Below are 13,286 nucleotides of genomic sequence, written 5' to 3'. Positions count from 1 at the left end.
TTTTACGAGCAGCCCTATCTTCTTGCTTCAGCCGGATTGTCTTACAGCTCGGCAAATAACGGGATAAATCTAATCCTTCTCCTCTTCTCGTCCATGCGTGTTAAATATACTCTTCATATACTAATACAAGCTCATATTATTTCAGAAAGGAGATATAAATTGAAACAAACAAAATTAACTGGTCGTATCGTCGTTCCCTCGGATCCTGAGTATGACATAGCCCGAATAAATTTAAATTTAAGCATTCCAAAATTCCCTTGTATTATTGTTTTTTGTCAAAATAAAAATGATGTGTGTAACGCCTTAAAATGGGCACGTGAGCGTCATATACCATTTCGCTTAAGAAGTGGACGTCATAGCTACGAAAACTTCTCTCTTTTAAATGGCGGGCTTATTATTGATGTGAGTGAAATGAAGCAAATTACGGTTAGTACAAGGAAATTAACAGCAACAATCGAAGCTGGTGCAAATCTCGGAACTGTTTATAAAGAACTTTGGAAATATAGTGTTACAATACCAGCTGGCACAAGTGCAAGTGTCGGAATTGTGGGGTTAACACTCGGCGGTGGCATTGGCATGCTTTCACGCTTATTTGGACTAACATGTGATCAATTAGTAGAAGTCGAAATGGTACAAGCGTGCGGAAAATTTGGTGCAAAAATCATTCGCGCAAATGAACGAGAAAACTCTAGCCTGTTTTGGGCATGCCGCGGCGGTGGGGGTGGGAATTTCGGGATTGTTACTTCCTTAACTTTTCGAGTCCATCCTATAAAAAACGTCTCAATTTTCTCGCTTACATGGGAATGGGAAGACTTTATTGCTGCATTTCAAGCTTGGCAAAACTGGGCACCTTATATAGATGAACGTCTCACTTCATCAATTGAATTATTCTCCAAACAACGAAATAAAATCGAGGTTAAAGGTGAATTTGTTGGCTCTCCCTCTGAACTCTATCCTCTATTATCTCCTCTTCTTGAAACTGGTAACCACTCTCTCTTTATAGATGAAGTTCCTTATATAAAGGCTGTTCAATTCTTTAATAGTGGTAATATCCCTGAAAAATTTAAGCGCTCTGGTTCCTATGTATATAAAACGATTCCCCTTAAAGGCATTCAAATCATGCAACATTTTCTTTCTCATGCACCAAATAAAGATGCGAGTATTTGGCACCAATCACTCGTAGGTGCTGTGGAAAATATTTCTTCGAATGAAACAGCTTATTTCCACCGCAAGGCAATTATTGCTCAAGAATATATTACTTCTTGGAAATGCAACGATGAAGAAAACCGAAATATACGCTGGGTTAAAGATTTACGGGAAAGCTTAGATCCTTACACACTGGGAGACTATGTCAATTGGCCCGATATCGACATAAAAAATTGGCAAACTAGTTATTATGGCTCTAATTTTCAAAGGTTGCGTAAAGTGAAGACAGCATATGACCCTTGTAATGTTTTTCGTTTTCAACAAAGCATTCCTCCTTCCCATACGTAAAAAGGAAGAACAGAATTCTGTTCTTCCTTTTTACATTGAAAATCGTTCAATTGTTTGTTTCAAATCAGCTGCTTGCTTCTCTAAATCCTTTAATAATCGATCAATTATTACCATATTTTTAGACTGTTGGAGAGTCACACGTGCCACTTCTTGTGAACCAGCTGATGTTTCCTCAGCAATTGCTGCTACAGCCTTCGTCTGTGCTCCTGTTTGATGAATGTGACTCACTTGTTCGTTCATATAGCTACTAATTTGCTTAGTTGCATCGGCAACTTCCATAATACTCGATGACATTTCTTTTAAAATTAATTCAGTAGCTTCTCCTCGTTTTGCCTCTTCTTTAGCTGTTTTCACTTGCTCCGTCATTTTCAATGCGACTTGTTGCACTTCTTCCTGCATATTCCGTAATAATTGCGATATATTTCTGGCAGAATGATCACTTTCATCAGCAAGTTTACGTACTTCTTCAGCTACAACTGCAAAGCCCCTTCCATGCTCTCCAGCACGAGCTGCCTCAATAGAAGCATTTAATGCTAATAAATTCGTTTGACTAGCAATCTCACTCACAACAGAAACAATATGTTCTACTTGTTTCATTCGTTCTTCTAACTTCTGTACATTTTGCATCGAATCTTCATTCTCTTTTGCCAATGTTTGAATGCCTTGAATTAAAGAAGTAAAGACACGTGTACTTTGTCCTAAAGCTTGAACCATTTCTAAAGACAACTCGTCGGACTTTTTTGCTTTTTCTTCTACTTCACTCGCAATAGAGGTTGTTGTATCGACAGTTGAAACAATCGCCTGAATGGAAGCTGCTGATTGCTCGGCGCCAGAAGAAATCTCTGCAAGAGTTTCAGACACACCGCGTGCTTGCTTTGTCGCTTCCCCTGTTTGTTTTCTAATTTGCTGAACTTGATTATTTGTATACGAAAATGTAGTATCAATATTTTTTACCATACCTCTTAAGTTCTCGAGCATCATATTAAATGCAACACTTAAAGATTTAATCTCATCATCTACTTTTGGCAACGGGACATCTTCACGAATATCACCATCAGCCGCTTTCCTTGCTGCTTCTTCCAACTTTCGAAGTGGTTTAATTAAAAATATTGCTGCCCCATACGCTAAAATTCCAGACCATACTACACCTAATAACATAACGATAATATTATAAACAGTTTGACTTACATAACTTTGAAAATAATCATATATAACGTAAATAAAAAATAAACTTGTTGAATATGTAATTAAAGCTAAAACTGTAGTAAATAGCATAAGCTGTATACGTAAACCAAAGGAAAATGTCTTCCTTTCTTTTTCCATCTCTTCTTTCCCCCTTCTTATAAGCAATATAAGTGCTACCTATATATTATTATCCATATTTTCGTTATAGAAAGATATAGAGATTTTAAAAATCATAATTCCCTTGAATATCAAATTCCGTCAAAAAAATAAAGGATTCTGACAATTTATGACTAATAACAGAAATAAGGGGCAACATTTGTAAAATATATTTTTGACTGGGGGTTTTGTATGATTCAAGTTCGAAATCTAGTAAAATCATTCGGCTCACTTGATGTTTTAAAAGGAATTGATTTAGAAGTAAAAGAAAAAGAAGTTGTTGTTTTAATCGGCGCCAGTGGTTCCGGCAAAAGTACATTACTTCGCTGTCTTAACTTTTTAGAAATGTACGATGAAGGTGAAATTCACTTACAAGGTGAGCGAATTGATCCAAAGCATTCAAATTTAAACAAAGTCCGTGAAAATGTCGGTATGGTTTTTCAGCACTTTAACCTATTTCCTCATATGACCTCACTAGAAAACATCATAGAAGCACCTATTCACGTAAAAAAATTGGAGACAGCAAATGCAAAGGAGATTGGAAATCAACTCCTACAAAAAGTCGGCCTACAAGATAAAGCAGATGTAACTCCCCACCTCCTGTCAGGTGGTCAAAAACAGCGCATTGCCATTGCGCGAGCTCTTGCTATGAATCCTAAAATTATGCTATTTGATGAACCCACCTCAGCCTTAGACCCTGAACTTGTTGGAGAAGTATTGCAAGTTATGAAAGAACTTGCTGAAGAAGGAATGACCATGGTTATTGTTACTCATGAAATGAATTTCGCAAGAGATGTGGCTGATCGCGTTATCTTTATGGATGACGGGAAAATTGTAGAGGATGCTTCACCAGCGCAATTTTTTTCCGCTCCATCGCATGAACGGGCAAAGCAATTTTTACGCAACGTTTTATAATGTAACTTCTGTTTCAAATGAAAAGAAATACATTCATACGGTGCACAACTAATTGTCCAAATAAAATATCTCAGTAACATACTTAAAACCATCCGTATGATTAATATATAGGAGGGGTTTTATGAAAAGAAAACTATTAACCATTGTTGCGAGTATTACATTATGTACATCCTTCATACTAGGAGCCTGTAGTAAGGAAAGCTCTACCACTTCATCTAATGGTCAAAAAGAATTTCGTTATGCGATGAGTGGTTTATACAAACCTTTTAACTATAAAGAAAATGACGGGAAACTTGTCGGTTTTGATGTAGAAATAGGTGAAGCTCTCGGGAAAAAGATGGGAATGAAACCTGTTCCTGTTACAAATCCTTGGGAAACATTGATTCAAGGTCTACAATCAAAAAAATATGATGTGATATTAGGAAGTATGGCAATTACAGAAGAACGATTAAAAGCCGTGAATTTCTCAAATCCATATTATCGCTCTGGTGCACAAATTTTTGTAGCTAAAAAGAATACATCTATCTCTTCTCCAGAGGACTTGAAAGGGAAAAAAATAGGTGTTGTAAAAGCAAGTACTTTCAAAACCCTTGTTGCAAAACATACAGATCAAATTACAGAATATGATAGTGATATTACTGCACTTATGGACTTAGAACCAGGACGTGTAGACGCAGTTATTACTGATCAAATGGTTGGTCTTCGTATGATTAAAGAAGGTAAATCAAATATAAAAGAAGCTGGAAAACCGTTAAACCTTGATGAAATGGGAATTGCTATTCATAAAGACAATAAAGACATGGTCGAAAAGGTAAATAAAGCGCTAGATGAAATCATTAAAGACGGCACGTATGAAAAGATTAGTAAGAAATGGTTTGGGCGTAATATTCTTGGAGACGAGGCAAAAACAAAGTAAATTAGCCATTTAGAGATTTCATAAATTATGCCCCACCTTGTATGTGGGGCATTTCATTCCCTACTAAAATCCATACAATATGAGGTGACACATATGTTTGAAATTTTTATCTCTACCTATCCCACACTCTTAAAGGCTACTATTGTCACATTACAATTAACATTAACATCCCTATTACTCGGTTCACTAATTGGATTACTAGTCGCTTTCTTTCGAATCTCTAACAATAAGGTTTTAAATAGTATTGCTCATGTATACATCGCCATTATTCGTGGTACACCTTTAATTGTTCAAATTGCCATTCTCTATTTTGGGATTACATCCGTTGTTGTTTTTACCCCTTTTTGGGCAGGAGCAATTGCTTTAGCAATTCATAACGGTGCATATATTACTGAAATTTTCCGCGGATCAATTCAATCCGTTGACCGGGGACAATTAGAAGCTGCTCGCTCTTTAGGTATGCCTTACCCTTTAGCGATGCGCCGGATTATATTACCACAAGCATTTCGTCTGTCTCTTCCTCCTCTAGGGAATCAGTTTATCATAGGATTAAAAGATTCTTCACTCGTTGCTTATGTAGGATTGTCCGAATTATGGGGATCCGGTTTATCAATTGCCGCAGGTAACTTCCAACAATTAGATACATACATAATCGTTGGTCTATACTATCTCGCACTAGTTCTTCTATTTACTTATTTTGTTAGTCTTCTAGAAAAACGACTACAACGGAAAGAAAATAACTCTGTCCACGTCAAGACAAAGAACAAGAAAGAAGTTTCTTTATAACAAAAAGCAAGCTCTAAGAGAGCTTGCTTTTTCATCGTAAAATATATCTATTATTGATTTGCTTTTTTTATAGTCTCTTTTTCCTCTATATGTTCCTCACGATATGAAATATTATGAGGATCCAATCCATTTCCTAAAGAACCATAGAAATGCTCCCTATGCGGATCAACTAATTCACTTCCGTGATAATACACACGTGGTGTATTCCAAAGTGCTGCCAATGCTTTTGTCATCGGCATTTCGTGATAGCGTTCCGGCCACATTTCTTTAATTTTATCTTTTACTAATGGATAGTATTTAGAACTCATAGCAGGAAACAGATGATGTTCTGTATGGTATGAGAAATTGAAATGTAAAACGTCTACCCAGCGCGGTACTGTTACTGATAAACAGTTTGCTAACGGATCATTTACTGGAACAATTGGATTTAAGCGGTGATTTGTTGCGATATACGCCATTACAATAAAGTTAGCAATTAACAACGGAATCACGTATGCAAAGAACCACTTTGTAGGTCCCATAATAAACAATAAACTAATCCAAACTGTCCAGGGCAAAAGAAGTTGAAGCCATACAGATTTTTGATTGGATGACTTAAATTCTTTTATAAAATGAAAGAACATTCGAGTCGAATGTAACGTAAATTGAATTGTTAGTGACAGGAAACTAAAGAATGAACGTACATGAAGAGGCATGCGATATACCCAACTCAAAAACTTACTCTTTTTCAGTTTCTCAAATGTCGGCCATGCATCTGGATCATTCTCTTCATGCTGTGTGTGAACATGATGCGTTGCATTATGCCACTTTCTCCAAAGTTTTGGGCCAGTTGATAATGGCATAAATGCTATCGCACCTAAAAAATCACGAAGCCATGCCTTTCTTACAACTGTTCCATGTAAAATTTCATGTCCTAAAAATCCAAGTGAAGCAAAACATAATCCAAGAACAATTGCAATTCCTAGATTTGCCCACACATTCAATTCAAATACACCGATCGTTATTAAACCAGCCAATGCCACAAGTAAATAAGCCAGTCCACCAAATAAACGATTAGGAACTGGTTTAAATGCTTTTTTCGGCAAATGTGGTGATACACGCGCTGCATACCACCCAAACGTATGAAGCTCCTTCATCCTTTTGCCCCTTTCTTATGCCGCGCCCTGCGCAACTTGCATATATTAATTCTTGCTTCCAGATTGATTTTACTACGTGATCCAAAAAGCATTTATCATAAGGAAAATATACTCACTCTATCGTCACTTATTTTTCCGCTTTTATTATCAATGAAAAACATTTCTCTTTTTACTCTCTATCAACCTTTCCACATGATGAATCATAACAATAGAATTTCTATATTGTCAACAACTTTTATGACCTAGTAATAAAAGTTGGTTATATTTTTATAATTATACTTTATTTCACTAAAGAAAAAGCATAGATTTCATAAGGCTTTATCCGCTATATGTACACATCTACTTAAACAACACAGACTCTATCTCATTCAAGAACTCTCTATGTAATCAACAAATGGAATCACTTGAATTTAGCTTTATATAAATCCTACTTCTTCATACTGCCCCAATAAAATAATTATATTAAAATAATTTTATCTTTCGTTTAATAAAAATAGAACGCTACGAAAACAACATACATGAATTCCATATAATATGGAAATATTAAAAGGAAAATTGTTCTAATTTAGGAGGTTTTCAAAATGACAGATGACACATTTCCGCAGTTACCATCATCCTATTGGATTGAATCTACTCAATTTCCTACTTTTCCTCATTTATCCGAAAATATAAAGACCGAAGTTGCCGTTATCGGAGCTGGTATTACAGGCATTACCACCGCCTATTTACTCGCTAAAGAAGGAATGAAAGTCGTTTTAATTGATTCTGGTTCTGTTTTAAATGGAACAACTGGGCATACAACCGCAAAAGTAACAGCCCAACATGATCTCATTTATGATGAATTAATAAACAATTTTGGTGTTGAAAAAGCTCAACTTTACTACGAATCAAATAGTAAAGCTCTACAATTCATAAATGAGACTGTACAAACATATAAAATCGACTGTAATTTCACAAATGAAGATTCTTATTTATATACAACTACCAATAATGGCCTGCGAAATTTAACGAAAGAATATGAAGCCTATCAAAAGTTAAATATACCTTGTGACTATGTTCAATCTCTGTCGATTCCTATTCCCGTACAATCTGCACTTGTGATGAAAAATCAAGCGCAATTCCATCCCCTCCTTTATTTAAAAACACTTTTAGAAAAGTTTGTGGAAATGGGCGGAATGGTTTATGAGCAAACAACAGCTATTGATGTGGAAAAAGGAGATTATCCACAAGTAATTACAAAGGGTGACCATCGCATCACTTGTAAATATATTGTCTCTTGTTCACATTTTCCTTTTTATGATGCTAATAGCTTTTTCTTTACGCGAATGTACGCAGAACGCTCCTATGCTCTCGCAATAAAAGCAAAAACAGATTATCCAGGGGGCATGTATTTAAGTATCGATGATCCAAAACGCTCCATACGTTATACGACAAGCAATGGAGAAAAGCTGATATTGATTGGCGGAGAGAGCCATAAAACAGGCCAAGGAATTAATACGATGCTTCATTACGAAGCACTCTATTCTTTTGCTGAAGCAACTTTTGGAGTAGATGAAGTTCCCTATAGATGGTCAGCACAAGATTTAATCACGCTAGATAAGCTTCCTTATATCGGACATATTAACGAAAGGAATCCAAATATATTTGTGGCAACTGGATATCGTAAATGGGGAATGACGACTGGAACTGCAGCAGCTCATTTACTGAAGGACTCCATTCTAAAAATCCACAGTCCATATAAAGAACTGTTTGCACCATCACGCTTTCATGCAAATCCAGATATAAAAACTTTCCTCTCTCAGAACATTGATGTTGCTAAACACTTAATTGAAGGAAAAATTGAAACCGCATTACGTAAGCCAGAAGATCTTGAAGTTGGCGAAGGATCTGTTGTACATGTCAACGGTAAACGAGCAGGTGCTTATAAAGATAAAGAAGGAAAATTACATATCATCGATACAACTTGCACACACCTCGGCTGTGAAGTTGAATGGAATAACGGTGATTGTACGTGGGATTGCCCTTGTCACGGTTCCCGCTTTTCAATTGATGGGGATGTTATGGAAGGTCCAGCAGATCAACCATTAAAACGAGTTGATAACGAATAATTACAGATTCAGCGTGAATTTTCATTTACTCCCTTTCGTAAGACTAATCGTAACTAGCGCCGTTTTCTTTACTCCTAAAACACAAAAAAGAGCACAAACTCACTTGTGCTCTTTTTCATATACTTCAAACAACATATTTCGAAATAATGTATTCAAACTCTCAATATCAATCCCTAATCTCTTTTCAATACCTTTTACGTATTGCTGATAATAATCAATTTGTTCTTCTAAAAATTGATTTAGCACCTCAATTTTCAATCCAACGTCCAATTCAGTACCTGCTTTTTTCTTTATTAATAACTTTTCAATTTCATCTAACACGCTACGTTCTAATATTAATTCTGTAATCAATCGATCAAATTCTACAGGAGGCAAAGTCGATTTCTCCTCTAACCATTTACAAGCTAAAATAGGACGTAATACATAAAAGTACTTTTTCAACTTTACATTCTCACCTTGCAAAAATTCACGATAGTTTTTTGAAGCCATATGTAAGTAATGATATATCGTTGATTTCGGATTAAAATCCTTTTCACTCATTTGCTGAAGTTCTTCTGGAAGGTTAGAGTTTTTCGAATAAAAAATCGGTGATCTAATCCATTCGAGTAACGCTGGATTAGATTTTGCAAATAGTTGCAATGCCTTTTTAAGATCCCAGCCACTTATGTCTAAATCATCACTAATTGGGTATTCCATCACATCACGTTTATCATGAATTGATAAATACCACTCTACAGGACGTATATAAACAAACCTAACATCATAATCACTATCTTTCGATGGAAATCCCCACGCCCGGCTCCCTGATTCTACAGCAAATAAAATTTTCACATCATTCTCTTTTTCAATTCGTTCTAGTTCTAATTCAATTTTCTCTCTCATTTCATATCCTCCCCATTTTTTGATCATTTCCCTGGAAATTCGACAAATATAAGACTAATTTTACCAGATACTAAAATAGCTGTCAGAAAATTCCCGACAGCCTAACAAAGCATCTATTTTTTCTTTTCAATTACAGTAACTGCAATTCGTTCAATCTCTTTTTGGATTTCTTCTCTATATGCATCGACTTTTGAAAAATCCATAGCGGCAATATAAATTCGTTCTAATTTATCACGAACTGATTTTGCCTTTGCTAAGAAAGACATCGCCTCATTCATTTTTGTTTTATAGTGAATTGAAACGTCGCGAATTTCCTTAGCATATTTTTCATCTGTCCCTGGTGCAACAATGAGATCATACATATCGATAATCTCATCCCCCTCACGGCTCGGAAAGTATTCATGCGGTGCTGTGCTATCAAAAATTGCAAATCCTAATTCCCTTACGATAATCATATCGAGACTATTTGGATCAAATCCACAATGATACACTTCTACTTCAAAACCTTTTTCTTCTGCTTCCTTAGCTAATTTTTTAAGCATTGTTGATTTCCCAGAACCTGGGCGGCCTTTTATAAAATAGCGATGCGGAAGCCCTTCTGTCAAATTAGGAACGAAATCAACTGCTCCCTTCGGTGTAGCAGCACCTAAGAAACGATGTTTCACAATTGATTTCTTCCCGCCTTTATCTGCAAATAATTTCTGTATAAGCTGATCTGTTAATTCGTTTGCTTTATTAAAATCAATGTTATTAATATATATTTTCTCCCACTCATCATGTATAACTAGCGCYTCTTTAAAACACCCGTAAGCTGCTTGAAAGGCTTTGCTTGCTTCTGAAACAAATCGTTCAATCTCTATTTTCTGCTTTCTTAATTTATCTGAATCCCAAGCAACGCCTAAATTTATATACTCTTCTACAACTCCAGGCATTTTCGGCTCAATAACGTGCGGTGATGTACCGTCAACAATCCCTACTTTTAATTTTGGAATAATCACACCATCAACTGATTTATTGTCAGAAGAACAATGTAAAAATTCAATATTATACCCTTTATCGACCCATTCACGCCCTATTGCCTTTATTAAAGAAGATTTTCCCGTTCCTGGGCCTCCCTTTAAAATAAACAACCTGTCTAACCCCTTCAAATTCTCTTCGTATAAGCTGTGAAATCCTCTAGCTGTATTTCCACCGGCATAATAATTCAATACATTCCCTGTCACTGCACTCACTCCTTCGCAGCATTCTACTTACATAAGCTACAATATGCGAAAATCTTTATTTGGGTGAATACCTATTTTGTATTGCACTAAAAAAGCAAAGATCACTTTTGACCTTTGCTTTTATATTTTTTATTTAAGTTAAGAAAGAATTGTTCCACCCTTGGACGTACCCAAGCTAAATAATCTTTATCTTTCTTCTTTGTACAAGCTATCTCTTCTCCATCTATCATTCCGACAAGCTCTAGCTCTAACAGTTGCCTCGTGAATGCTAGCATATTTACTTCTTCTGCCGGATACTCTTCTTTTAATTTCTCCTCAATTTCTCCTAATGAAAAACCGTCACGCATCATTGCTAGTGCATCAATCCAAAGTGGCGGCATTTCATATGTTTCTCCTGTAATTGTATCTTTTACAATATAATTTAATCTCTCTTTTCGAAATTGAATTGTGTGTAAACATACAGTTGAATTCAATGTTAATTCCATCATACCACCCCTTTCATCATATCTGCATAGAAAAAAGGATGCGCGTGCACCCCTACTTTTCTTTTCATAACACTACCGAACCGTTACATGAGCTAAAAGCTCTATGTCGATATTTTCCTCCATTATAAACGAAGTGTTTTATAAAAAAAACCCTTCTTTAAACATTTTATAAAATGTTTATATTTACACAACAAGAACACTTTTCTGAAAAGTAATTTCGTCTAATGCACTACACTGTTGGTAAATAAATTTCTACTTTCGTTCCTACCCCCATACTACTTTGAATCGCGATACTCCCTTGATGTTCTTCAATAATTTTATATGTAATCATTAATCCAAGTCCTGTACCATTCTCTTTTGTTGTATAAAAAGCTTTTCCGATCTTTTCTATTTCCTCATTTTCTATCCCAAAACCTTGATCTTCAACAGAAATACACAAGTTCTCTCCAACTTTTTCATATGCATGAATCTGAATATCCCCACCTTCTGGCATCGATTCAATTCCATTTTTGATGATGTTTAACAACACTTGTTTTAATTGCTTATCATCACCATTTATAACGGGTAAATTTCCATCTACTTGCAAATGAAATTTCACTTTATATTGAGTCGCATAGCTTTCCATTAACTGTACAACATATAAAAGGATTTCCCGTATATTACACCCTTCATAATTTGTTGGTTTCGGTTTTCCTAATAACATCAATTCACTAACAAACTCATTAATTCTCTCAATTTCTTGCAGCATAATCTCATAGCTCATCGTATCTTCAAGATTTCTTTCTTTTTGAATTTGTGTAAATCCTTTTAAAGCTGTTAATGGATTTCGAATTTCATGAGCGATTGTTGTAGACATAGTCCCAATAACAGCTAAATTTTCTGTCTCTTTCATATTGTTCATCATCTCAACAACTGTCCTTACATAAGATTGAAATCTCTTTAATAAAGAATGCGAAATGATGAAAAAGAATATACATAATACRAGCGGAATCACAACTTTTACATCTTGTAATATCAAAGTAAAAAATACATATTTTCCAATTACACTACAGGAAACGAAATAAAAATATTTTCTATTCACGAAAATCGGTGCAAATAAAATTAAAAATATTTCAACCATATTTCCCTGTTCAAAAACACGATCACTGTGTAAATAAATCATTAAGTTATTAATAAGATCAATAAGCATGTACCCAATTAAAAATAAATATTTTACAAAATATACATAACCTTGTTTTTGAAGATATATTGAAATAGGAAATAAAGATATTACTAATATATATACACCTATTCCCATACCACCTTCTGGCCACCCTACCCTTGCTTCATTAATATTCATAGCAGGATAAACGAAATAATAAATAACATCATATAAAAAGAATATAATATAGAATAATAATATAAATACTTTTAAAGCTTCTCTTTCTTCATAAATCAAGCTCTTGTATTTGTTCATATAAAAACTCCTCTTGATCAATACCAAAAAAACATTTCAACTATTATCTCTTTAAATTATAATTATGAAATTGCTTTCAGGGCAACATGTAACCTTCTCATACTATAAAAGGAAGGAGATACAGCTCCTTCCTTTTCAGTCACAATTTATATCCATCTTACCCTATCATTTAGCAATCCATCTGTAAAATTATTATGTCCTACTACAAAATCCTTCATATATAAATTTAAATATTCCCCATACTTACTTTCAGTATTTAATAATAATTCTTCTACATAATAAGCACCTTGTCCAAAAGTATCTAACAGTAAACTACATAAACCAGCATAAATTCCACACCCTACTTGAAAGTACGTCGCATTTGTTTTATATTTTTGAAAAACTTGGCTACTATTCATTACATTATACATGTATGTCTCATTATTTTCATAAACGAGTAACACACCGACTAAATCTTCTCCTATAATATCATCTTCTGCTGGATTAAATACTTTACGATTCCAATTCCATAAATCTTCCACTTTATCTAAGTTCTGTCTAATTA

The 13,286-nt window shown here is 34.8% G+C and carries 11 protein-coding genes and 2 pseudogenes; 5 read left to right on the top strand and 8 right to left on the bottom strand.

The genetic code is table 11. The annotated features are described in order from the left end of the window. Window positions 1-159 precede the first annotated feature (159 nt). Window positions 160-1,494 carry an FAD-binding oxidoreductase gene (locus tag AC1DTM_RS06090; RefSeq protein WP_088098663.1) on the top strand — a complete coding sequence of 445 codons (1,335 nt, stop codon included), beginning with the start codon at window positions 160-162 and terminating at the stop codon, window positions 1,492-1,494. Window positions 1,495-1,524: 30 nt separating this feature from the next. Here the strand turns inward: AC1DTM_RS06090 and AC1DTM_RS06085 are convergent, their stop codons facing one another. Further along, window positions 1,525-2,451, bottom strand: a complete 927-nt coding sequence (locus AC1DTM_RS06085) for a methyl-accepting chemotaxis protein (RefSeq protein WP_423747629.1) — start codon at window positions 2,449-2,451, stop codon at window positions 1,525-1,527. Window positions 2,452-2,466: 15 nt separating this feature from the next. Further along, window positions 2,467-2,652, bottom strand: a pseudogene (locus AC1DTM_RS06080) (HAMP domain-containing protein); the annotation flags it as partial. A 375-nt stretch (window positions 2,653-3,027) separates the two neighbouring features. Between AC1DTM_RS06080 and AC1DTM_RS06075 the strand changes: the two are divergent. The 3 genes from AC1DTM_RS06075 (at window position 3,028) to AC1DTM_RS06065 (ending at window position 5,452) form a co-directional block, all read left to right on the top strand. After that, the gene (locus AC1DTM_RS06075) at window positions 3,028-3,750 is read left to right on the top strand and encodes an amino acid ABC transporter ATP-binding protein (protein ID WP_002113623.1); all 723 of its coding nucleotides are present in this window, start codon (window positions 3,028-3,030) and stop codon (window positions 3,748-3,750) included. 121 nt (window positions 3,751-3,871) lie between these two features. Beyond that, window positions 3,872-4,666 (top strand): ABC transporter substrate-binding protein, encoded by a 795-nt coding sequence (locus AC1DTM_RS06070; RefSeq protein WP_070138681.1) that lies wholly within the window; start codon window positions 3,872-3,874, stop codon window positions 4,664-4,666. Window positions 4,667-4,759: 93 nt separating this feature from the next. Next, window positions 4,760-5,452, top strand: coding sequence for an amino acid ABC transporter permease (locus AC1DTM_RS06065; RefSeq protein WP_070169811.1), 693 nt, complete (start codon window positions 4,760-4,762; stop codon window positions 5,450-5,452). Window positions 5,453-5,502: 50 nt separating this feature from the next. On the opposite strand, the gene desB is transcribed toward AC1DTM_RS06065, so the two are convergent. Then, window positions 5,503-6,588, bottom strand: a complete 1,086-nt coding sequence (gene desB / locus AC1DTM_RS06060; protein WP_088098661.1) for a Delta(10) desaturase DesB — start codon at window positions 6,586-6,588, stop codon at window positions 5,503-5,505. 581 nt (window positions 6,589-7,169) lie between these two features. On the opposite strand from desB, the gene AC1DTM_RS06055 reads away from it, so the two are divergent. Further along, window positions 7,170-8,696: an FAD-dependent oxidoreductase gene (locus tag AC1DTM_RS06055; RefSeq protein WP_256416100.1), complete on the top strand. Its 1,527-nt coding sequence runs from the start codon at window positions 7,170-7,172 to the stop codon at window positions 8,694-8,696. Between the two features lie 99 nt (window positions 8,697-8,795). Here the strand turns inward: AC1DTM_RS06055 and AC1DTM_RS06050 are convergent, their stop codons facing one another. From AC1DTM_RS06050 to AC1DTM_RS06030, 5 genes and pseudogenes are all read right to left on the bottom strand, one after another. Then, window positions 8,796-9,578, bottom strand: coding sequence for a nucleotidyltransferase domain-containing protein (locus AC1DTM_RS06050; protein WP_088098659.1), 783 nt, complete (start codon window positions 9,576-9,578; stop codon window positions 8,796-8,798). Window positions 9,579-9,691: 113 nt separating this feature from the next. Beyond that, entirely contained in the window at window positions 9,692-10,810 is a 1,119-nt protein-coding gene (locus AC1DTM_RS06045; protein ID WP_133059464.1) for a PRK06851 family protein, read from the bottom strand. Window positions 10,811-10,902: 92 nt separating this feature from the next. Further along, window positions 10,903-11,286, bottom strand: coding sequence for a hypothetical protein (locus AC1DTM_RS06040; RefSeq protein ID WP_033710503.1), 384 nt, complete (start codon window positions 11,284-11,286; stop codon window positions 10,903-10,905). Between the two features lie 229 nt (window positions 11,287-11,515). After that, window positions 11,516-12,742, bottom strand: a complete 1,227-nt coding sequence (locus tag AC1DTM_RS06035; RefSeq protein ID WP_002159451.1) for an ATP-binding protein — start codon at window positions 12,740-12,742, stop codon at window positions 11,516-11,518. Between the two features lie 146 nt (window positions 12,743-12,888). Next, window positions 12,889-13,286, bottom strand: a pseudogene (locus tag AC1DTM_RS06030) (S-adenosylmethionine decarboxylase related protein); the annotation flags it as partial.

Source organism: Bacillus sp. P4_D3 (genome assembly GCF_056401855.1).
The sequence above is the reverse complement of the archived record's forward strand: the minus strand, read 5'-3'. Positions and strand labels throughout refer to the sequence as shown.

What these genes read in the sequence shown, in the direction of transcription:
- AC1DTM_RS06085 (WP_423747629.1), bottom strand. Translation starts at nt 2,451, where the DNA reads ATGGTAAAAAATATTGATACTACATTTTCGTATACAAATAATCAAGTT.
- AC1DTM_RS06075 (WP_002113623.1), top strand. Translation starts at nt 3,028, where the DNA reads ATGATTCAAGTTCGAAATCTAGTAAAATCATTCGGCTCACTTGATGTT.
- AC1DTM_RS06070 (WP_070138681.1), top strand. Translation starts at nt 3,872, where the DNA reads ATGAAAAGAAAACTATTAACCATTGTTGCGAGTATTACATTATGTACA.
- AC1DTM_RS06065 (WP_070169811.1), top strand. Translation starts at nt 4,760, where the DNA reads ATGTTTGAAATTTTTATCTCTACCTATCCCACACTCTTAAAGGCTACT.
- desB (WP_088098661.1), bottom strand. Translation starts at nt 6,588, where the DNA reads ATGAAGGAGCTTCATACGTTTGGGTGGTATGCAGCGCGTGTATCACCA.
- AC1DTM_RS06055 (WP_256416100.1), top strand. Translation starts at nt 7,170, where the DNA reads ATGACAGATGACACATTTCCGCAGTTACCATCATCCTATTGGATTGAA.
- AC1DTM_RS06050 (WP_088098659.1), bottom strand. Translation starts at nt 9,578, where the DNA reads ATGAGAGAGAAAATTGAATTAGAACTAGAACGAATTGAAAAAGAGAAT.
- AC1DTM_RS06040 (WP_033710503.1), bottom strand. Translation starts at nt 11,286, where the DNA reads ATGGAATTAACATTGAATTCAACTGTATGTTTACACACAATTCAATTT.